The 19,935-nt window shown below is 57.8% G+C and carries 19 protein-coding genes; 9 read left to right on the top strand and 10 right to left on the bottom strand.

Annotated features, from left to right (window positions below; all coding sequences use genetic code 11):
• Nucleotides 1–37: 37 nt before the first annotated feature.
• Nucleotides 38–481 (top strand): NUDIX hydrolase, encoded by a 444-nt coding sequence (locus ROG8370_RS06760; protein ID WP_085826319.1) that lies wholly within the window; start codon nt 38–40, stop codon nt 479–481.
• Here ROG8370_RS06760 and ROG8370_RS06755 read toward each other — a convergent pair.
• The gene (locus ROG8370_RS06755) at nt 456–1,721 is read right to left on the bottom strand and encodes a PP2C family protein-serine/threonine phosphatase (RefSeq protein WP_085826318.1); all 1,266 of its coding nucleotides are present in this window, start codon (nt 1,719–1,721) and stop codon (nt 456–458) included. The two genes, ROG8370_RS06760 and ROG8370_RS06755, sit on opposite strands and share 26 nt — an antisense overlap.
• 163 nt (nt 1,722–1,884) lie before the next feature.
• Between ROG8370_RS06755 and ROG8370_RS06750 the strand changes: the two genes are divergently transcribed.
• Nucleotides 1,885–2,217, top strand: coding sequence for an Hpt domain-containing protein (locus tag ROG8370_RS06750; protein ID WP_085826317.1), 333 nt, complete (start codon nt 1,885–1,887; stop codon nt 2,215–2,217).
• Here ROG8370_RS06750 and ilvA read toward each other — a convergent pair.
• Nucleotides 2,214–3,452, bottom strand: a complete 1,239-nt coding sequence (gene ilvA / locus ROG8370_RS06745; protein ID WP_085826316.1) for a threonine ammonia-lyase IlvA — start codon at nt 3,450–3,452, stop codon at nt 2,214–2,216. The two genes, ROG8370_RS06750 and ilvA, sit on opposite strands and share 4 nt — an antisense overlap.
• A gap of 168 nt (nt 3,453–3,620) precedes the next feature.
• Nucleotides 3,621–4,247 (bottom strand): threonine dehydratase, encoded by a 627-nt coding sequence (locus ROG8370_RS06740; protein ID WP_245827235.1) that lies wholly within the window; start codon nt 4,245–4,247, stop codon nt 3,621–3,623.
• Nucleotides 4,248–4,374: 127 nt separating this feature from the next.
• Between ROG8370_RS06740 and ROG8370_RS06735 the strand changes: the two genes are divergently transcribed.
• On the top strand, nt 4,375–5,601 hold the full coding sequence (locus tag ROG8370_RS06735; RefSeq protein ID WP_085826315.1) for an argininosuccinate synthase: 1,227 nt from the start codon (nt 4,375–4,377) through the stop codon (nt 5,599–5,601).
• Here ROG8370_RS06735 and ROG8370_RS06730 read toward each other — a convergent pair.
• Nucleotides 5,591–6,310 (bottom strand): sulfotransferase-like domain-containing protein, encoded by a 720-nt coding sequence (locus ROG8370_RS06730; RefSeq protein WP_085826314.1) that lies wholly within the window; start codon nt 6,308–6,310, stop codon nt 5,591–5,593. The genes ROG8370_RS06735 and ROG8370_RS06730 overlap by 11 nt on opposite strands.
• A 142-nt stretch (nt 6,311–6,452) precedes the next feature.
• Here ROG8370_RS06730 and tmpT point away from each other — a divergent pair, with 142 nt between their 5' ends.
• Complete coding sequence (gene tmpT / locus ROG8370_RS06725) at nt 6,453–7,091, top strand: thiopurine S-methyltransferase (protein ID WP_085826313.1); 639 nt, start codon at nt 6,453–6,455, stop codon at nt 7,089–7,091.
• Here tmpT and ROG8370_RS06720 read toward each other — a convergent pair.
• Nucleotides 7,088–7,996 carry a D-amino acid aminotransferase gene (locus ROG8370_RS06720; protein ID WP_085826312.1) on the bottom strand — a complete coding sequence of 303 codons (909 nt, stop codon included), beginning with the start codon at nt 7,994–7,996 and terminating at the stop codon, nt 7,088–7,090. The two genes, tmpT and ROG8370_RS06720, sit on opposite strands and share 4 nt — an antisense overlap.
• Before the next feature lie 148 nt (nt 7,997–8,144).
• Here ROG8370_RS06720 and msrA point away from each other — a divergent pair, with 148 nt between their 5' ends.
• A complete protein-coding gene (gene msrA / locus ROG8370_RS06715; protein ID WP_085826311.1) occupies nt 8,145–8,813 on the top strand; it encodes a peptide-methionine (S)-S-oxide reductase MsrA in 669 nt (222 codons plus the stop codon).
• On the opposite strand, the gene ROG8370_RS06710 is transcribed toward msrA, so the two are convergent.
• Complete coding sequence (locus ROG8370_RS06710; protein WP_085826310.1) at nt 8,810–9,667, bottom strand: ribokinase; 858 nt, start codon at nt 9,665–9,667, stop codon at nt 8,810–8,812. The two genes, msrA and ROG8370_RS06710, sit on opposite strands and share 4 nt — an antisense overlap.
• A 64-nt stretch (nt 9,668–9,731) precedes the next feature.
• Nucleotides 9,732–11,987 carry an NADP-dependent malic enzyme gene (locus ROG8370_RS06705; protein WP_085826309.1) on the bottom strand — a complete coding sequence of 752 codons (2,256 nt, stop codon included), beginning with the start codon at nt 11,985–11,987 and terminating at the stop codon, nt 9,732–9,734.
• A 162-nt stretch (nt 11,988–12,149) separates the two neighbouring features.
• Here ROG8370_RS06705 and mutS point away from each other — a divergent pair, with 162 nt between their 5' ends.
• Nucleotides 12,150–14,777 (top strand): DNA mismatch repair protein MutS, encoded by a 2,628-nt coding sequence (gene mutS, locus ROG8370_RS06700; RefSeq protein ID WP_085826308.1) that lies wholly within the window; start codon nt 12,150–12,152, stop codon nt 14,775–14,777.
• A 15-nt stretch (nt 14,778–14,792) separates the two neighbouring features.
• On the opposite strand, the gene ROG8370_RS06695 is transcribed toward mutS, so the two are convergent.
• On the bottom strand, nt 14,793–15,356 hold the full coding sequence (locus ROG8370_RS06695) for a nucleotide exchange factor GrpE (protein WP_085826307.1): 564 nt from the start codon (nt 15,354–15,356) through the stop codon (nt 14,793–14,795).
• Nucleotides 15,357–15,365: 9 nt separating this feature from the next.
• A complete protein-coding gene (hrcA, locus tag ROG8370_RS06690; protein WP_085826306.1) occupies nt 15,366–16,430 on the bottom strand; it encodes a heat-inducible transcriptional repressor HrcA in 1,065 nt (354 codons plus the stop codon).
• Between the two features lie 117 nt (nt 16,431–16,547).
• On the opposite strand from hrcA, the gene rph reads away from it, so the two are divergent.
• The 3 genes from rph to hemW are packed head-to-tail and all read left to right on the top strand — an operon-like array spanning nt 16,548 to nt 19,015.
• Nucleotides 16,548–17,264: a ribonuclease PH gene (gene rph / locus ROG8370_RS06685; protein WP_085826305.1), complete on the top strand. Its 717-nt coding sequence runs from the start codon at nt 16,548–16,550 to the stop codon at nt 17,262–17,264.
• Complete coding sequence (gene rdgB, locus ROG8370_RS06680; protein ID WP_085826304.1) at nt 17,257–17,865, top strand: RdgB/HAM1 family non-canonical purine NTP pyrophosphatase; 609 nt, start codon at nt 17,257–17,259, stop codon at nt 17,863–17,865. Before rph ends, rdgB begins: the two co-directional genes overlap by 8 nt.
• The gene (gene hemW / locus ROG8370_RS06675) at nt 17,858–19,015 is read left to right on the top strand and encodes a radical SAM family heme chaperone HemW (protein ID WP_085826303.1); all 1,158 of its coding nucleotides are present in this window, start codon (nt 17,858–17,860) and stop codon (nt 19,013–19,015) included. Before rdgB ends, hemW begins: the two co-directional genes overlap by 8 nt.
• A 6-nt stretch (nt 19,016–19,021) precedes the next feature.
• Here the strand turns inward: hemW and ROG8370_RS06670 are convergent, their stop codons facing one another.
• A complete protein-coding gene (locus tag ROG8370_RS06670; protein ID WP_139838062.1) occupies nt 19,022–19,927 on the bottom strand; it encodes a ParB/RepB/Spo0J family partition protein in 906 nt (301 codons plus the stop codon).
• Nucleotides 19,928–19,935 lie beyond the last annotated feature (8 nt).

Below are 19,935 nucleotides of genomic sequence, written 5' to 3'. Positions count from 1 at the left end.
TGTAGGCAGGGCAAGTCGGCGTCCAAGGGGGCAAGCCATGATCAGACGGTTCGGAGAGACACCCAAACCCGGCATTTCATATCGCCGACGGCCGGGCGTTTATGCAATTTTGCCTCGCGGCGGGCAGCTTCTTGTCACCCATCAGGCCAATCCGATACCCGAGTTACAGTTGCCCGGCGGCGGAATTGATCCGGGCGAATCACCGGTCCAGGCATTGCATCGCGAAGTGTTCGAGGAAACCGGCTGGAAGATCGCACGGCCGATGCGGCTTGGGGTATTTCGTCGGTTCACCTATATGCCCGATTACGATCTCTGGGCCGAAAAGGTCTGTGTGATCTATCGCGCGCACCCGGTGCGCGAACTTGGGCCGCCGTCCGAACCGGGCCATCAGGCGGTCTGGATCAGCCCGAACATCGCGGCGCGTGAATTGGGCAATGAAGGAGATCGGTTCTTTGTCAGCCAGGAAACAGGCTTGGCTTGAATTCAAGCAAGAGCGCCGACACATCATCGGCAAAATCCGCATCACCGGCAAATTCCGATAGCTTCCAGATCAGCGATTCTAGACAGGCCATGCCACGCGTCTGGCGCAAATCGCGCAGGATGCTTGCAAGGCCCGTATCATCCAAAAGCGCGCCGCTTGTGCCCGCGCATTCGATGATCCCGTCGGAATGAATGAGCAAACGGTCACCCTGCGCCATGGTCACCTCGAACTGTTGATATTCTGCCCCGTCAATCAGGCCGACGGGAAGGCCGCCGCGCCCGACAAATTCAACCTGCCCATTGGCCCGTTGCAGGGCCGGGTAGGGGTGACCAGCCTGCGACATGATCACCTTGCCGCTAGCAAGATCGACGTCCGCCAGAAGCAGGGTGAAAAAATGCTCTGTTTCCATCTCGCTCATGATCAGGCGATTGAGGTTGGCAATCACCTCGGATGGCGGGCGAGCAACAAAGCGGCCATCGGCGGTTTTGCGCAGCGCGAGGTTCTGTTCCGGCACGGAAGACGACAGATAACCCGCCAGCCGTGCAGTCATCAACGCAGAGCTGATTCCATGGCCCGAGACATCAATGCCATAAAGGCCAATTCGCTGATCGCTGATCGGAAACATGCCGACAAGATCACCCCCAACATGCCCCGCCGAATGCAGCATCAAGGACACTTCTGCGGGGCCAAAATCGCGATAACGCTCGCTCACCAGGGATTGCTGAAGCTTTTTGGCCTCGATCAGGTCACTATCGAGCAGATCATAAAGCGTCTGCAATTCATCCAGCGTCGTTTTGATAAGCCGGTTTTTCTCGGTAAGCTCCCGCTCCATTCGTAAAATCCGGGCACCGGCGGAAATGCGGGCACGCAATTCGGCCGCGTTGACCGGTTTGGTCAGAAAATCATCGGCCCCGGCATCAAGCCCAAGCGCCACCTCATCCTTGTCGCTTTTTGAAGTGAGCAAGATAAAGTATCCATAGTGATCGCGCGACATCTGTCTGAATTCTTTACAGAATTCAAGACCACTCAGGCCCGGCATCATCCAATCGCTCATCACAAGATCGGGTGGGTTATCACGGCAAAGCTCAAGGGCATCATCACCTGATTCGGCCTCTTGAACCTCAAACCCCCAGCGTTGAAGCGAAGCAGTCAGGATACGACGTTGCAGACGGCTATCATCCACCACAAGCACCCGCCGGATCACACCGCCGCCCGCATCCGTTTCTGATAATTCCTGCATCTGAGACCGCACAATCGTCACCTTTGATCTAACTGAACAAGGCCTAACCGAAGGCCGCTTAACGGGATGTGAATGCTAAAACTTTCATCGCTTGATTGCCCGGTTTAACCCTTTGTCAGCAGGTTACAGCCACCCTTGCGACAAAGCGAAAGGAGGCTGAAAGATGATCGACTGGGAGCATGTTCAGGATTTGCGCGATGAAATCGGCGCAGAGGCGTTTGGAGAGGTGGTCGAGATGTTCCTCGAAGAGGTGGACGGAGAAATCGACAAGCTACGCGCGCTTTCGGACCGCAGCAATCTTGAGAGTCAGCTTCATTTTCTGAAGGGCAGCGCACTTAACCTTGGTTTTGCCGCGTTTTCCGACCTCTGCCACAAGGGTGAAATGGCCTCTGCCGCAGGACAACAAGACAGTGTCGACACCAACGAGGTTCTTACCTGTTATGACGCGTCAAAATCGGCCTTTCTGGCAGGCCTTGACCGGGTCATCGCCGCCTAGATCAAAAATTCGGACAGAACCTCATCCTTGGTGATGTCGCGATAATCAAACCCGGCTGCCGCGAGTTTTTGCAGGAAATGCTTAAAATTGTCGGGGTTCTTGGTTTCAATCCCGATCAGGACAGAGCCAAAGTTACGGGCCGATTTCTTGAGGTATTCGAACCGTGCGATGTCGTCATCCGGTCCAAGAATTTCAAGAAACTCGCGCAACGCGCCGGGGCGCTGTGGCATCCGAAGAATGAAGTACTTCTTGACGCCCGAAAACCGCTGTGCACGTTCCTTGACCTCAGGCAGGCGTTCAAAATCAAAATTCCCACCAGAGGTCACGCAGACAACCGTTTTACCCCGGATCGCATCCCCCATATCCTTGAGAACATCCACCGAAAGAGCGCCGGCAGGTTCAAGAACGATCCCCTCGATATTCAGCATCTCAAGCATGGTCGTGCACAGCCGATCCTCGTCAATGACGCGGGCATGCGCGGCATCAAAATCACTCAGCCGGGCAAAGGTCTTGGCCCCGATCTGGGCGACAGCCGCCCCATCGGCAAAGTTGTCGACGTGATTGAGCCGCACCGGTTTGCCCGCCGCAAGCGCCGCCCCAAGACAGGCGCCGCCCATCGGCTCCACCAAGGTCAGGCTGGAGCGATCCCCAACATAGCTTCGAACCCCCGCCGAAAGGCCGCCGCCACCGACCGGCATGATCAGATGATCGGGCAGACCCTCAAGCTGGGCCTCGATTTCAACCGCGACCGAGGCCTGACCCTCAATCACATCCTCATCGTCGAACGGCGACAGGAAATGCCCGCCGGTTTGCGCACAATAGGCCTGCGCGGCGTGCAGCGTGTCATCGAAATAATCGCCGGTAAGCCGGATCGCCACCGCATCGCCGCCAAACTTCTCGGTCTTGCCGATCTTTTGCTGCGGCGTTGTCACCGGCATGAAAATCACGCCCTTGACCCCGAAATGGCGACACATGAACGCCACCCCCTGCGCGTGATTGCCCGCACTGGCACAGACAAACTGTGTTGTTTCCGGGTCACGCGCCAAGACCTTGCGCATCGCATTGAACGCACCGCGCAATTTGTAAGAGCGCACCGGCGAAAGGTCTTCCCGCTTGAGCAGGATTTCGGCATGGTAACGCTCGGACAGGTGATCATTGCGCTGAAGCGGTGTCGGTTCGAACACCTCGCGCATCGCGGCCTCGGCGGCCTGGGCCCTGGTTCTGAAATCAGTCATGCCCGCCTGAGTGCCGCAATCATCCCGCCCTGACAAGGGTCAGAGATCGCGACCCTCGACAAAATGACCGTAAAGTGTGGTCAGGATGCTCACATTGATCAGCGCCGAAATCAGGACGCCGACGAGCATGATCAATAGCCCGATCACGGGGATCACCATGACAAGGCCCTAGGCAAATTGCAGGATAAACTGGAAAACGCTCAGAATGATCAACAGCAAAAGAAGCGTTCCATCCGCGCCCTTGGTCGCCTCCCAGGCCTCTTTCATCCGAAGCGGCCTGCCAATCGCGGCGGCCGGCAAAATCGGGGACAGCCGAAAGACGATGACATTCACTGCCAAGACAACCAGCAGCACAAAGACCGTTCCCGCAACTGGCGCAGCGGATGCCGTAACCCCCATAATCATGCCGATCGGCAACACGAGGGCAAACGCCACGAGCCCAAGCAAAATCGCATGACCAGCATAGGACAGGATACGGTCAAACCGCAGAGTCGGAATCCAGCCCTTGGGGTATTCCGCCAAAAGGATAAAGCGATGCCATGCGACGATGGGCCATAGCCCGACCATGAGGAGGATCAGCAAAAGCAGGATGGCGCCTAAAAATGCTCCGGTACTGATGGCGCCAGGGCCGCTCTCAAGGACCGTGAACTGATTAGCCGAAATGCCTAGGATCGCCATAAAACCAATCAGAAATGCAAACCCGATCAGTGCCGGAACAAGCGTGATCTTCATAACCTGCGGCAAGTTCCCAAAAATCATCTTCAACGAATGGGTAAAAATCGTCCAGGCTTTCATGGGCCCACCTCTAAGAATACTAATGTACCGCAATAACACGTGATAGGGTTCCGTCAACGACCTCCACTTGCCCATTGGGGAAAAAGCCGCTACTCCGCCAGCCAGATTTGACGCAAGGGGAAAGTGAATGTCTGCGCCCAAAAAAGTTGTCCTGGCCTATTCTGGCGGCCTTGATACCTCGATCATTTTGAAGTGGCTTCAAACCGAATATGGCTGTGAGGTCGTGACCTTTACCGCCGATTTGGGGCAGGGCGAAGAACTTGACCCGGCTCGCAAAAAAGCCGAGCTGATGGGGATCAAGCCCGAGAACATCTATATCGAGGACGTCCGCGAAGAATTCGTGCGCGATTTCGTCTTTCCGATGTTCCGCGCCAACGCCCTTTACGAGGGGCTTTACCTTCTGGGCACCTCGATTGCGCGGCCGCTGATTTCCAAGCGGCTTGTCGAAATTGCTGCCGAAACAGGCGCCGATGCTGTGGCACACGGGGCAACCGGCAAGGGCAACGATCAGGTGCGGTTTGAACTGGCGGCCTATGCCCTCAACCCCGATATCAAGGTGATTGCGCCCTGGCGCGAATGGGATCTGAGCAGCCGGACCAAGCTTTTGGCTTTTGCCGAGCAAAACCAGATTCCGATCGCCAAGGACAAACGCGGCGAAGCGCCGTTCTCGGTTGATGCGAACCTGTTGCATACCTCATCCGAGGGCAAGGTTCTTGAAGACCCGGCAGAGGCCGCGCCCGACTACGTCTATCAGCGCACCGTTAGCCCCGAAGACGCGCCCAACACGCCCGAGTTCATCGAGGTCAGCTTTGAAAAAGGTGACGCCGTCGCGATCAATGGCGAGGCGATGAGCCCGGCGACGATCCTGACCAAGTTGAACGAATATGGCGGCAAGCACGGCATTGGGCGGCTTGATTTCGTGGAAAACCGCTTTGTCGGCATGAAATCGCGCGGGATCTATGAAACCCCCGGCGGCACCGTCTTGCTTGAGGCGCATCGCGGCATTGAGCAGATCACCCTTGATAGCGGCGCGGGTCATCTCAAGGATTCGCTAATGCCGCGGTACGCAGAGCTTATCTATAACGGCTTCTGGTTCAGCCCCGAGCGCGAGATGCTTCAGGCCGCCATCGACAAAAGCCAGGAGCATGTGACCGGCACAGTGCGTCTCAAGCTTTATAAAGGTGCGGCGACGACCGTTGGCCGCTGGTCAGACCACAGCCTTTATTCCGAGGCCCACGTGACGTTCGAGGATGATGCAGGCGCCTACGATCAAAAAGACGCGGCTGGTTTCATTCAGCTTAACGCGCTGCGCCTCAAACTTCTGGCGGCGCGCAATCGGCGTCTTAAAGGCTAAGCGCCACCGCGCGCAGGTGTTCATAGGCGGGCATCGCCGCCTCTGCCAATGCCGCGCGCGGGCCATCTAGATCGGGTAATGCTCCCTCAGCCGGGGCAAACCCGGTCGATTGATGCACCGCCTCGTACCAATGCGCGGCCCAGAGCCCGTCATCGGGATGCCCTCCCGCCGCCCAGCTTAGCATCGCCGGATCCCAGGCAAGGCCAATGGCGGCGCAAAGCCGTTTCAACATCGTCTCGGGATCACGCCGGATATCGGCGGAATCAACCACAACCGGACGGGCCCCCGCCGCGACAAGCTGATCGTAAAGCTCTGCCTGCTGGACAAAGCCGATGTCGGCCAGGGTCGGGTTGTCGTACTTCGCGGAAAAACTTGCCGCGACCCGCGCCGGATGGCGGATCAGGAACACATTAGCCACCCGGTGCACCCAATCGCGCGGCACACCCTCGATCATATGTTGCGACATGTGCTTTTGATAAAAATGCGCCTTGCCGTCGGGGATCGGCCCCAAAAGGGTGTCGATCACCTTGGCCGGATCGGTCGGCTGCGTCGCGATAATCTCGTCTCGCATGGGATGATCAAACCCGGTTTTCATAAGATAGGCGGCATAAAATGGCTCGTCCACCACAGCGCAATCGGCGCGTGCGCCAAAGCTATACATCATCGCCGTGCTAAGGTTGCGAGGCCCGGACCACATTGCGATCCGCATCTCTAGGCCCGCCCGGCCAGAGCGATATCGCGACGCATAACGGTTTGACGAAAATTCATGATTGCCTGCCCACGCCCTTTGCTACCACCATGAGTCTAGAATCGTCGAATCGCGGATGCAACAAAAGAGGTAAGGGCAGGATATGGAAGCGGATTTCTGGCATGAGCGGTGGGAAAATGCGCAGATCGGGTTTCACGAAGGTGAGGTGAACCGGATGCTGGCCGCGCATTTGGATGCCCTGTCTGTTGCGCCGGGATCGCGGGTATTCCTGCCGCTTTGCGGCAAGACCCGCGACATTGCCTGGCTTTTAGCCAAAGGATATCGCGTCGTCGGCGCCGAACTTAGCGAAATCGCGGTGCAACAGCTTTTTGACGAACTGCCCCTCGTGCCCAAGGTGATGCAGACAGGTCCGTTAAAACGCTATGCCGCAGAGGGTATTGATATCCTTGTCGGCGATATCTTCGATCTGACAGCCGAGGTGCTTGGACCGGTTGATGCCGCGTTCGACCGCGCCGCTCTGGTTGCTCTGCCCGAAGAAATGCGCGGTCGCTATACCAGTCATATCGCAACTGTCACGCAACGCGCGCCTCAGTTGCTCGTGACCTTTGAATACGACCAATCGGTCATGAATGGCCCGCCGTTTTCCCTTTCTCAATCCGAGGTAGAGGATCGCTACGGCGCCCACTATGATATCACGCTTTTGGCCGATGCAGAGGTTCAGGGCGGGCTGAAAGGGGTTTGCCCCGCACGGGAAAAGGCCCTGCGTCTTATGCCAGTTTAAGCCGTTTCACGCTGAATCAGAGCCTTGTAAAGCTCTTGAATGCGGGTGGTCACCGGCCCTTGCGCGCCATCGCCAATCACCCGGCCATCAACCTCGCCCACCGGGGTTTGTGCCCCAAAGGTACCGGTCAAAAACGCTTCATCCGCGCCATAGGTATCGACCAGCGAATAATTCCGCTCGTAAACCGGGATGTCGTTGGCACGGCATAGGTCAATAACCTTTTGCCGGGTGATGCCATTCATGCAGTAATCCCCGGTGCTCGTCCAAACCGCGCCCTTGCGGATGATGAAAAAGTTACAGGCGTTGGTCGTGTTTACAAAACCATGCAGATCAAGCATGAGCGCCTCATCGGCCCCTGCCTTTTCCGCAGCGATGCAGGCAAGGATGCAATTCAGCTTGGAATGCGAATTCAACTTGGGGTCCTGCGTCATCGGCAATCCGCGAATATGCGGCACGGTCGCAAGGCGGATCGGGCGGGCAATCTTGGGCTTGGAATGCTCCATGATTATGGTCACGGTCGGCCCCTGACGGCTTAGCGACGGATGCTGAAACGGTCGGGTCTTCACGCCGCGCGTCACCATAAGGCGCGCATGCGCATCAGTGGTCATGTCATTGGCCGATTGTGTGTCTATAATGGCCTGAAACACCTCTTTTTGGGTCATACCAATATCAAGGTCAATCGCTTTCGCCGCCTCGAAAAGGCGATCCAGATGCTCCTCCACAAAGGCCCATGTTCCGTTATAAAGCCGAAGCCCTTCCCAGACGCCATCGCCAAGCATGAAGCCACTATCATAAACACTGACAAGCGCCTCTGCCTTGGGCACAATCCGACCGTTCAACCAGATTTTGATCTGCTCGTTGCGCGCGTCTTCTTCGGCCTGATGTGTGGTCTGGTGCTCGCTCATGATATCCCCCGTTTTCGGCAAGCCTAGTGAGCGGCCCTCCGCATGCCAAGGGCGAAATATTGCTCAACTGCGCGTGACCTCACGGGGACGTATCTTGGTGTGATCGTTCATTTGGTGCAGGATCACCACATCCAAGGAGGGCAGGGCTATGATACTGCAAAAACGAGAGATTAAGGCGGCGGTGCTGGCATTACTGATCGCTGTCGGCTTGTGCGTTGATGCAAGGCGCGCACAGGCGAGCGAACCGCAAGATCTGGTTGTCGCTGGCGGTTGCTTCTGGTGCGTCGAGGCCGATTTTGAGAAAGTCCCCGGCGTCATCGAGGCAGTATCGGGCTTTACCGGCGGAAAAACCGAAAACCCGACCTACAAAGAGGTGACCAGGGGCAATACTGGACACCTAGAAGCCGTAAGAATTACCTTCGATCCGGATAAGGTTTCACGAGCATCGCTGCTGCACCTGTTTTTCCGCTCGGTTGATCCAACCGATGCGGGCGGGCAGTTCTGTGATCGCGGCGCAAGCTATCGCACCGCGGTTTTCGTCTCTGATTCAGCGGAAAAGCAACTTGCCGAGGCAGCAAAAACGGCTGCGCAAGATGCGCTATCGCACAAGGTCGTAACGCCGGTTCTTCCGCTTGAAACCTTCTATCCCGCCGATAGCAGCCATCAGGATTATTACAAAGGGAACGCTCTGGTCATCACACGGTTTGGGCCGCGTACCAAGGCAAAAGCCTACAAACTCTATCGCGAAGCCTGCGGTCGCGACGCTCGCGTACGCGCGCTTTGGGGGAATGACGCGCCCTTTGCCGGACAATCCTAGGCAAGAAATGCGGCGGTTTCGGCGCCTGTCGGGATCGCCTCGGCAGTGCCCGGCCTTTGCACCTGAAGCGCCGCCGCCGCCGAGGCCCGCCGGAGCGCCGCATTCGGCAATAGGCCCTGCGCAAGCGACGCCATAAAATAGCCGGCAAAAGTGTCGCCCGCACCTGTGGTGTCAACCGGCGTGACCGGAAAGGCCGGGCAAAAGACGACCTCGCCCGATGCATTGTCCCGCCACTCGGCACCATCGGCGCCACGGGTGATCAAAAGCTGCGGCACATCAATCTCGCCCATTTCCTGCTCAAGCTGGCGCTCCTCGACTTGATTCAGCATCAAAAGCGTCACAAAAGGCAATATCTCGCGCACCACATTGGCATCAAAGGGCGCGGCGGAATAGGCAAGCTTCATCCCAGATGCCTGCGCCAGACGCGCGGTTTCGACCTGCAAATTCGTTTCATTCTGCATCATCAGCCAATCACCCGGCGATGCCCCGCCCAGCGCCGATGTCACATCAGCAATCTCAAGCGCGCGATTGGCCCCAGGAAAAATGACAATTGCATTCTCACCCGCGTCATCGACGCAAACAACCGCATGACCAGACGGCGTATCGGACCGCGCAACATGGCCAACCCCAACGCCGTATCCCTCAAGCAGATCGACCATCCAATCGCCATCAGGCCCGACAGCCCCGATATGACAAACCCGCTGTCCCGCCCGCGCGGCGGCCACGGATTGATTGGCGCCCTTTCCGCCAAGCGTGCGGTGATAGTTATCCGCGGCAAGGGTTTCGCCCGGGGCGGGCAAATGAGGCAGGCGATAAATATGGTCGGCGTTGATCGAGCCAAGGTTAAAGATCATTCTCATCCCCTGTTTCATCGTTCCGCAAATACTCACACTCCAACGCCTGCCAAAGGTGCCGCGCCTAGCCCACCTTACACGCCGCCAGAACCGCCATGTTCAGAATATCATTCGACGTAAAGTTCGACGAACAAATCTGGATCGACTGATCCACACCCGACAGAATCGGCCCGATGACCGTGGCCCCAGCCATTTCCTGCATCAGCTTGACAGAAATTGACGCCGAATGGCGCGCCGGCACGACAAGAATATTCGCAGGCCCGGTCAGCCGCTGAAACGGGTAATTCTCTTGCGCGGCAGGGTTAAGCGCAACATCAACGGTCATCTCACCTTCAAACTCGAAATCCACGCCGCGCGCTTCAAGGACCTTGGGGGCACGGTGCATTTTCTCGGCCCGCTCAGAGCGCGGATAGCCGAATGTCGAAAAGCTGACGAAGGCAACGCGTGGCTCAAGCCCAAGATGACGCGCCACCCCGGCGGCACGTGTGGCGATATTGGCAAGGTCCTCTTCATCAGGCCATTCATGCACAAGCGTATCGGCAATCAGAACGATCCGCCCCTTGTGCAAAAGCGCCGTCACCCCAGCCGCGCCATGATGGGCATCGGCATCGAAAACGTGGTTGATCAGCTCAAGCACATGCGCCGATTTCCGCGTTGCCCCGGTCACAAGGCCATCGCCGTGCCCATGCGCAAGCATCAAGGCCGAGAACACATGCCGGTCGCGCGCGGCGAGGCGGTGAATGTCGTGCCGGTCAAACCCCTTGCGCTGCAACCGCTTGTAAAGAAACTCTTTGTACTCGTCCAAGCGATCGGTCTTGGCGGCATTCACGATCTCAAGCTCTCGTACCGCATCGCCAAGACCTGCGGCCTCAAGCTTTTCTTTCACATCACTGTCGCGACCCACCACGAGAGCCTTGCCAAGACCTGACCGCTGGTATTGTACTGCGGCGCGCAAGACGCGGGGATCATCGCCTTCGGCGAAGATCATTCGCGCCTGAGCGTTGCGAGCGCGGGCATTGATGCCACGCAGGATGCTTGCGGTCGGGTCCATCCGCGACTTCAGCGAGACTTCATAGGCATCCATATCAACGATAGGGCGCCGCGCCGCTCCAGTCTGCATTCCGGCGCGCGCCACCGCCGGGGGGATTGTGTAGATAAGGCGCGGATCAAACGGCGTGGGAATGATGTAATCGCGCCCGAACGAAAGCTTTTGGCCATAGGCCATCGCAACTTCGTCCGGCACATCTTCGCGCGCAAGCCGCGCCAGGGCCTCGGCGCAGGCGATCTTCATCTCATCATTGATCGCACGCGCATGCACATCAAGTGCGCCGCGAAACAGATAGGGAAAGCCCAGAACGTTATTCACCTGATTGGGATAATCAGACCGGCCCGTGGCAACAATCGCATCGGGACGTACGGCATGGGCCTCTTCCGGGGTGATCTCTGGATCGGGATTCGCCATCGCGAAAATCACCGGATTGTCGGCCATCGAGGCAACCATATCCTGTGTTACCGCCCCTTTGGCAGACACGCCAAGAAAGACGTCGGCCCCGGCCATCGCCTCATCAAGGCTGCGCAGCGAGGTGCTGGCGGCATGGGCCGATTTCCATTGGTTCATACCCTCGGTACGCCCCTGATAGATCACACCCTTGGTGTCACACATGATGCAATTGTCATGCTTTGCACCCATGGATTTCAACAGTTCAAGACAGGCGATCCCGGCCGCGCCCGCACCGTTAAGCACGATGCGAACATCCTCGATCTTCTTTCCCGACAGGTAGAGCGCGTTGATCAGACCTGCGGCACAAATCACGGCGGTGCCGTGCTGATCATCGTGGAAAACCGGGATATCCATCACTTCTTTAAGCTGCTGCTCGATGATGAAACATTCGGGCGCCTTGATGTCTTCAAGGTTAATGCCGCCAAATGTCGGACCCATCAGTTTCACCGCGTTGATGAAGGCCTCGGGGTCTTCGGTATCAAGTTCGATATCAATCGAATTCACATCGGCAAAGCGTTTGAACAGAACCGCCTTGCCTTCCATCACCGGCTTGGATGCAAGCGCGCCAAGATTGCCAAGCCCAAGAACCGCCGTCCCGTTCGAAATGACCGCAACAAGGTTGCCCTTGTTGGTATAGTCATAGGCAAGCTCGGGATGCTCTGCGATTTCCTCGCAGGGCACCGCCACGCCGGGCGAATAGGCAAGGCTAAGATCACGCTGCGTCGTCATCGGAACGGTCGCGGTAATCTCGAACTTGCCGGGGGTCGGCTCAAGGTGAAAGGCAAGTGCCTCTTCGCGGGTCAGTTTTTGTTTTGCCATGTTCGGGCCTGTGCATTGAATGAATTTGACCCTGCATAGCGGGGGAATGCCGCGGCCTCAACTGAAACGCGGTTTTGGCTTTCGCGGGCGGTCCGGGATTTGTAAGGTCACGCCAAGCAAAAGGGGGCCCCCGTGACAGCACAACCATCCACAGTCACGCCGATGATGGCGCAGTATCTTGAGATCAAGGCACAGTATCCAGAGGCGCTTTTGTTCTATCGGATGGGTGATTTTTACGAGCTGTTCTTTGACGATGCGGCGGCGGCGGCCGAGGCGCTTGATATCGCGCTTACCAAACGCGGCAAGCATCTGGGCGAAGATATCGCGATGTGCGGCGTGCCTGTCCATTCCGCCGAGGGCTATCTTCTGACACTGATCCGCAAGGGGTTTCGCGTGGCTGTCTGTGAACAGATGGAAGACCCGGCAGAGGCCAAGAAGCGCGGCTCGAAGTCGGTGGTGCATCGCGCCGTCGTGCGCCTTGTCACCCCCGGCACCTTGACCGAGGAAAGCCTGCTAGAGGCGCGGCGTCACAATTACCTTGCCGCTTTCGCACAGGTACGCGGCGATTGTGCGCTTGCTTGGGTCGATATTTCCACCGGGGCCTTTCACGTCATGCCCCTGACTGCGGCGCGGCTTGGCCCGGAACTCGCGCGCCTTACCCCACGCGAGGTGGTAATCGCGGATGGGGATGAAGGTGATTTAGGCGAAATAGTCACTGAATCAGGCGCGTCTCTGACGCCGCTGGGGCGCTCCGCCTTTGACAGTACGGGCGGTGAAAAGCGGCTTTGCGCGCTGTTTGGCGTCACCACACTAGAAGCCTTTGGTCAGTTTTCACGTCCAGAGATTGCCGCGATGGGCGCCATCGTCGAATGGCTTGAGATCACGCAAAAGGGCAATCTGCCGCTTTTGCGCACGCCGGTGCGTGAACAACAAGAACGCGCGATGCAGATCGACGCCGCGACCCGGCGTAATCTTGAGCTGACTCAGGCACTTGGCGGAGGCAGGGCCGGATCGCTTTTGGCAACGATTGATCGCACCGTGACGGCAGGCGGCGGGCGTCTGTTAGAGCGACGACTATCAAGCCCGAGCCGGGTCTTGGATGTGGTAACCGATCGGCTGGCGTCTGTCGGCTTTGCGGCGGAACAGTCTCGTTTGTCCGCCGATTTACGCGAAGCCCTGCGTAGGGTGCCTGACCTTGATCGCGCGCTATCGCGCCTGGGGCTTGATCGGGGCGGGCCGCGTGATCTGGCGGCGGTGCGCAACGGTCTTGAACAGGCCGAAGAAGTGGCCGGCCTTTTTGCCGGTGCTGATCTTCCTCGGCTACTTGCCGAAGCGGCCAAGGGCCTGACCGGTCATAACGCGCTTCTGGATCTGCTTGATCTGGCACTTGTGGCCGAGCCGCCGCTTTTGGCACGTGATGGCGGGTTTATCGCGCCCGGCTATGACGCCGACCTCGACGAGGCGCGCCAGCTTCGCGATGAAGGACGCGGCGTTATCGCGGCAATGCAGGGTGAATATTCCGCCCTGACCGGCATTCAGTCGCTCAAGATCAAGCATAACAACGTACTCGGCTATTTCGTCGAAGTCACCTCCACCCATGCCGATAAAATGCTGGCCGCGCCGCTGAACGAGACCTTCAAACACCGCCAGACCACCGCTAATCAGGTGCGCTTTACCACCGTGCCGCTCAGCGAGATGGAAACCAAGATCCTGAACGCCGGGGGGCGGGCGCTTGAGATTGAAAAGCGGGTCTATGACGCCCTGAAGGCCGCAATTCTTGAGCAATCCGGAGCCATTGCGCAGGTCGCGCGCGGGCTTGCCGAGATTGACCTTTCCACCGCCCTTGCCGATCTTGCGGTACAGGAGAATTGGTGCAAACCCATCGTCGACACCAGCCGCGCGCTAAACATAAAGGGCGGGAGGCATCCCGTGGTCGAACGCGCGCTGCGCGCTCAGAATGGCGCGCCGTTCATCGCCAATGACTGTGATCTGGGCGGTGAAAGCGATATCTGGCTTTTGACCGGGCCGAACATGGCCGGTAAGTCGACCTTCCTTCGGCAAAACGCCCTGATCGCGCTTTTGGCGCAAATGGGAAGCTATGTTCCCGCCACATCCGCCCATATCGGCCTTGTCAGCCAACTTTTCAGCCGCGTTGGCGCCTCGGATGATCTCGCGCGTGGGCGCTCGACCTTTATGGTCGAAATGGTCGAAACCGCCGCGATCCTCAATCAGGCAGATGATCATGCGCTTGTTATTCTTGATGAAATCGGGCGCGGCACGGCCACCTATGATGGGCTTAGCATCGCTTGGGCGACGCTTGAGAACCTGCATGACGTCAACGGTTGCCGGGCGCTGTTTGCCACGCATTATCACGAGCTAACCAATCTGAGTGACAAACTTACCCGCGTTGAAAACGCCACCGTCACCGTCAAGGAACATGATGGCGACGTGATTTTCTTGCATGAGGTGCGCCGCGGTGCCGCCGATCGCAGTTATGGCGTGCAGGTCGCAAAACTCGCCGGCCTGCCAGAGGCGGTCGTTGCGCGGGCACGCGTAGTGCTTGATGCGCTGGAAAAGGGTGAGCGCGAAGGCGGAAGCCGCCAAAAGGCGCTGATCGACGATTTACCGCTGTTTTCCGCGATGCCGCCCACGCCGACCCCGGTCAAATCGGCCGGCCCATCCGAGGTCGAAGCGCGCCTTGCAGATATCCTGCCTGACGCGCTTAGCCCGCGCGAAGCGCTGGACCTGATCTATGAACTCAAGGGACTGGCAAAAAATAAGGCGGGCTAGTGCCCGCCTTGAACTTTATGCACCGCGATTGGACGAAACACCAACCTGCGCCGGGCGCAGAATGCGGTCGTGCAACATAAAGCCCTGACCAGAGACCTGAATGATCTCGCCAGCCTTTGTGCCGGGCAGGGGGGCCTCGAACATAGCCTCATGCAGTTGCGGATCAAAACGATCCCCGACTTGCGGGTCGATCACGGTGATTCCGTGCTTGGTGAACACGTTCAATAGCTCGCGCAGCGTAAGCTCGATCCCCTCGAACACGGCGGCCGAGGCCTGACGTTGTTCGTCGGTGAGGGTTTCAAGCGCGCGCTTGAGATTGTCATGCACCGGAAGCATATCACGGGCCAGCTTGGAGCCCCCGTAATTCTCGGCCTCGCGTCGATCCTTTTCAGACCGCTTGCGGGCATTTTCGGCATCCGCGAGCGCGCGCATGAACTTATCCTGATACGCGTCACGCTCTGCACGAAGGCTATCGAGCTCTAACTCTGCGTCAGAGATCTCTGCTTCGTTCTGTTCGTTCTCTTCAGCGGCGGCTTCTTCGATATCATCGAGAAAGCTTTCGTTGTTCGGGTCTGCCATTTTACACCTCTAACTCCGGTCCGAGATCAGTTTGCCAACCAGTTGCGCCGTGTAGTCGACGATTGGCACGATCCGCCCATAGTTCAGGCGCGTCGGGCCAATGACACCAACTGCGCCAATGATCTTACGGTCAGCGTTCATATATGGAGAGACCACCAAAGAGGAACCCGAAAGTGAAAAAAGTTTGTTCTCAGAACCAATAAAAATGCGCACACCTGCGCCTTCGTCGGCCAGTTCGAGGAATTCGGCGATATCACGCTTGCGTTCGAGGTCATCAAACAGTGTGCGAATGCGCTCAAGGTCAACTTCCTCGGTGCCCGAATTCAAAAGATTCGCCCGCCCACGCACGATAAGACGCTCGTAAGCGTCGCCTTCTCCTTCCCAGACGGCCAAGCCGCTTTCGACCATGGCATGGGAAAGCTGATCAATTTCCTGGCGCCGCGCAGCGATCTGTTTCGCGATCACGGTCTGAAGATCCGACAGGGTTTTACCCTCAATCAAGGAATTCAGAAAATTCGCCGCCTCGCGCATCGAGCTTGGGGTTTGGCCGGGGGGCGGATTGAAAATGCGGTTTTCAACATGCCCGTCGGAAAACACCAGAACCACAAGCGCGCGCTCATGCCCGAGACTAACGAATTCGATATGCTTGATCGGCGCCTCGTGCTTCGGAGTCAAAACAAGCGACGCACCTCGCGTCACCCCCGAAAGCGCAGAACCGATGCGATCAAGTATGCCGCCAACGTCTTGCGAATTCGTGGCGACGGTGTCGTCGATCATCTTGCGATCTGTTGCCTCAAGATCGCCCACCTCAAGCAGGCCATCGACAAACATCCGCAAGCCTTCCTGCGTTGGCACGCGCCCGGCGCTGATGTGCGGGCTGTCCAAAAGGCCGAGGTATTCCAGATCCTGCATCACGTTGCGGATCGTTGCCGCACTTACTTTTTCGCTAAAGTCTCGCGTGAGGGTGCGCGACCCAACAGGATCACCATTGGCGAGATAGCTTTCGACCACGCGGCGAAACACTTCGCGCGAGCGGTCGTTCATCTGATCAAGGCCCTGTCTTGGGGTATTCATCTAACCGGGTTTCCTCATAGGTCTGCCATTAAAGACGGGTTGCGCCAAAGGTCAATCGGGGTTGCCATTGCAGGCGCTTCACCTGTATCCCCCGCCCAACAGCGAAAGGGAAATATCATGCGACCGTCTGGTAGAGATTTAAGCGAAATGCGGCCAGTTTCAATCGAAACCGGAGTTTTGAAGCACGCCGAGGGGTCTTGCCTGATCAAAATCGGTGATACCCATGTTCTGTGCACCGCCACGATCGAGGATCGCGTGCCGCCTTTTATCAAAGGCAGCGGCCTTGGTTGGGTGACCGCCGAATACGGCATGCTTCCCCGCTCGACCAATAGCCGGATGCGCCGCGAGGCGACGGCGGGCAAACAAGGCGGCCGTACCGTTGAAATTCAGCGTCTGATTGGCCGCTCTTTGCGCGCCGGCGTTGATCGCGTTGCCCTTGGCGAACGTCAGATCACGGTTGATTGCGATGTCATTCAGGCCGATGGCGGCACGCGGTGTGCCTCGATCACCGGCGGATGGGTTGCCCTTCGCCTTGCTGTGCAAAAACTGATGAAGGTCGGCGATGTTGTCAGCGATCCGCTGATTGATCCGGTCGCCGCCGTATCCTGTGGCATCTACGCGGGCCAGCCGGTGCTTGATCTTGATTACCCCGAGGATAGCGATGCCGGCGTTGATGGCAATTTCATCATGACAGGCACCAAAAAGCTGATCGAGGTGCAAATGAGCGCCGAAGGCTCGACCTATAGCCGCGATCAGATGAACACGCTGCTTGATCTGGCCGAAAAGGGCGTCGACGAACTTGTCGCCAAACAGCTTGAGGCGACAGGTGCGTAAATTTACCGGCGATACCCTGTTGGTGGCCACGCATAACGCGGGCAAGCTTGAAGAGATCGCCAATCTGCTTGCCCCTTACGGTGTCCGCGTTGTGGGCGCCGCCGAAATGGGGCTTGCCGAACCCGACGAAACCGAGACCTCCTTTGTCGGCAATGCGCGCATCAAGGCGCACGCAGCGGCAAAGGCAACCGGCCTTCCCGCCCTGTCCGATGACAGCGGGATCGAGATTGACGCGCTGAACGGCGCGCCTGGCGTTTATACTGCCGATTGGGCCGAAACAGAGACTGGTCGTGACTTTGTCATGGCGATGACCAAGACCCATGACAAACTTGTGCAAAGCGGCGCTGCACAGCCATGGACCGGGCGGTTTTGCTGTACTTTGGTGCTTGCCTGGCCCGACGGGCATGACGAGGTTTTCGCAGGCACCGTCGAAGGCTGGGTCGTTTGGCCGATGCGCGGCAGTGAAGGGCATGGGTATGACCCGATCTTTCAGCCGGTCGGCTATGAGATTACCTTTGGCGAAATGGATCGCTGGGAAAAGAACCGCATTAGCCATCGCGCCGATGCGTTCAACAAATTGGTAAAGGGCTGTTTTGGCTGAAGATTGGCAAGCAGGGGGCTTTGGCCTCTATATCCATTGGCCGTTCTGTCAGGCCAAATGCCCCTATTGCGACTTCAACAGCCATGTTGCGCGTGAGATTGACCAATCTCGCTGGCTGTGGGCGTATCTTTCGGAAATTGATCGCTACGGCGAAATGCTGTCTGGTCGGGTGCTCAACAGTGTCTTTTTCGGCGGTGGCACGCCAAGCTTGATGAACCCCGAAGTTGTCGCGGCGATCCTCGACCGTGTGCGTCGCACATGGCCAGCCGCCAACGATCTTGAGGTCACGCTAGAGGCCAATCCCGGATCTGTCGAAGCGGGCAAGTTTCGTGCCTTTTCCCAGGGCGGCGTGTCGCGTATCTCCATGGGCGTTCAAGCCCTCAATGATCGCGACCTTAAGCGGCTTGGCCGTATTCATTCGGTCAAAGAGGCACAACAAGCCTTTGATATTGCAAGACAAACCTTTGACAGGGTTAGCTTTGACCTCATTTACGCGCGCCAGGATCAAACGCTTGATGAATGGCGCTCGGAGCTGCGCGAAGCGCTTGGTATGGCGATTGATCACCTCTCGCTCTATCAGTTGACCATCGAGCAAGGGACCGCCTTTGGTGATCGGTATGCTGCCGGGCGCCTGCGGGGTTTGCCAGAGGACGATCTTGCCGCCGACATGTATCACGCCACGCAGGAAATATGCGATGCGGCCGGACTTGGGGCATATGAGGTCTCCAATCATGCCAAGCCCGGATCAGAATCCCGGCACAACATGATCTATTGGCGCTATGGCGACTATGTCGGTATCGGTCCAGGCGCACATGGCCGGATCACCCGCGATGGACAGCGTTTTGCGACCGAGGCCTTCTCGTCGCCCGAACGTTGGTTAACATCGGTCGAACAGGGCAATGCCGAGAAACGCGCCAAAGCGCTTAGCGCGCAGGATCAGGCAACCGAATACCTTTTGATGGGGCTGCGGATCACCGATGGGATTGACCCGCAGCGATTTGCCGCCCTGTCGGGTGTACCGTTAAACCCCGAAACCGTCGCCCATTTGCAAGAGATCGGCATGATCGAAACCAAGGCAAACGCTATGCGCGCAACCCGGCAGGGTCGCGCGGTGCTGAACGCCGTTATTCGTGATCTTTTGCCGGAATAGTGACTATTAGCTGCTGAGAAGCCCGCAGAGTCGATCAAGTTGATCAAGCGAGTCATAGCTGATTGTAATCTGGCCGTTTTCTTGGCCGGCGGTATGGTTGATTGCCACCTTCATACCAAGATTCGCCGAAAGATCGCCCTCAAGCGCCTTGGTGTCGGCGTCTTTCTCCGGCGCTTTGCGGGGCTTTACCGTCGCTCCGCCCTCGTTGAAAATATTGCCAATTCCCGTCTTAACGAGCTTTTCCGTTTCCCGCACCGAAAGGTTCTTTTGGATCACCTGACGCGCGAGGGCGGCGGGATCATCCGCTGTGATCAAGGCACGCGCGTGGCCCGATGACAGCTTTCCTTCGCGCACATAGGCCAAAACCTCTTCGGGCAAGTTGAGCAACCGCACACTGTTTGCGATATGGCTCCGGCTTTTGCCCAGCACCTCGGCAAGCTTTTCCTGAGTGTGGCCAAATTTGTGCATCAGTTGATTATATCCGGTCGCTTCTTCCACCGGATTTAGATCAGCTCTCTGAATGTTCTCGATAATCGCAACTTCCAACACCTCGGTGTCGTTGAAGTCACGTACAAGAACAGGAATTTCGTGAAGTTTCGCCATCTGCGCCGCACGCCAGCGGCGTTCGCCCGCGACGATTTCATATTCACCCTCACGGCGCGGGTTTGGGCGCACGATCAGCGGCTGAATAACCCCTTTCTCGGCGATGGAATTGGCCAGGTCCTGCAAAAGCTCCTGATCAAAGCTGCGGCGCGGCTGATCGGGGTTTGGCTGAACCTTCTCGACCGGAACCATAAGATCCGGGCGCTTTGACCCACCTGCTGCGGATGCACGCGCATCATCGCCGACATCTGCCATTAGCGCCGAAAGGCCGCGCCCAAGGCCGCGCTGCTGAGTTTTCTTACTGGCCATATCTTTTG

The organism is Roseovarius gaetbuli (assembly GCF_900172365.1).
Lineage (GTDB): Bacteria > Pseudomonadota > Alphaproteobacteria > Rhodobacterales > Rhodobacteraceae > Roseovarius > Roseovarius gaetbuli.
This window is presented reverse-complemented; position numbering and strand designations above follow the sequence as displayed.

Excerpts from the sequence above, each read along its gene's own strand:
- mutS (WP_085826308.1), top strand. The coding sequence starts at position 12,150 with ATGATGGCGCAGTATCTTGAGATCAAGGCACAGTATCCAGAGGCGCTT.
- ilvA (WP_085826316.1), bottom strand. The coding sequence starts at position 3,452 with ATGACTGATTTCAGAACCAGGGCCCAGGCCGCCGAGGCCGCGATGCGC.
- ROG8370_RS06750 (WP_085826317.1), top strand. The coding sequence starts at position 1,885 with ATGATCGACTGGGAGCATGTTCAGGATTTGCGCGATGAAATCGGCGCA.
- tmpT (WP_085826313.1), top strand. The coding sequence starts at position 6,453 with ATGGAAGCGGATTTCTGGCATGAGCGGTGGGAAAATGCGCAGATCGGG.
- ROG8370_RS06755 (WP_085826318.1), bottom strand. The coding sequence starts at position 1,721 with ATGCAGGAATTATCAGAAACGGATGCGGGCGGCGGTGTGATCCGGCGG.
- ROG8370_RS06740 (WP_245827235.1), bottom strand. The coding sequence starts at position 4,247 with ATGAAAGCCTGGACGATTTTTACCCATTCGTTGAAGATGATTTTTGGG.
- rph (WP_085826305.1), top strand. The coding sequence starts at position 16,548 with ATGCGACCGTCTGGTAGAGATTTAAGCGAAATGCGGCCAGTTTCAATC.
- ROG8370_RS06735 (WP_085826315.1), top strand. The coding sequence starts at position 4,375 with ATGTCTGCGCCCAAAAAAGTTGTCCTGGCCTATTCTGGCGGCCTTGAT.
- hrcA (WP_085826306.1), bottom strand. The coding sequence starts at position 16,430 with ATGAATACCCCAAGACAGGGCCTTGATCAGATGAACGACCGCTCGCGC.
- ROG8370_RS06705 (WP_085826309.1), bottom strand. The coding sequence starts at position 11,987 with ATGGCAAAACAAAAACTGACCCGCGAAGAGGCACTTGCCTTTCACCTT.
- ROG8370_RS06710 (WP_085826310.1), bottom strand. The coding sequence starts at position 9,667 with ATGATCTTTAACCTTGGCTCGATCAACGCCGACCATATTTATCGCCTG.
- ROG8370_RS06730 (WP_085826314.1), bottom strand. The coding sequence starts at position 6,310 with ATGCGGATCGCAATGTGGTCCGGGCCTCGCAACCTTAGCACGGCGATG.
- ROG8370_RS06720 (WP_085826312.1), bottom strand. The coding sequence starts at position 7,996 with ATGAGCGAGCACCAGACCACACATCAGGCCGAAGAAGACGCGCGCAAC.
- ROG8370_RS06760 (WP_085826319.1), top strand. The coding sequence starts at position 38 with ATGATCAGACGGTTCGGAGAGACACCCAAACCCGGCATTTCATATCGC.
- ROG8370_RS06670 (WP_139838062.1), bottom strand. The coding sequence starts at position 19,927 with ATGGCCAGTAAGAAAACTCAGCAGCGCGGCCTTGGGCGCGGCCTTTCG.
- ROG8370_RS06695 (WP_085826307.1), bottom strand. The coding sequence starts at position 15,356 with ATGGCAGACCCGAACAACGAAAGCTTTCTCGATGATATCGAAGAAGCC.
- msrA (WP_085826311.1), top strand. The coding sequence starts at position 8,145 with ATGATACTGCAAAAACGAGAGATTAAGGCGGCGGTGCTGGCATTACTG.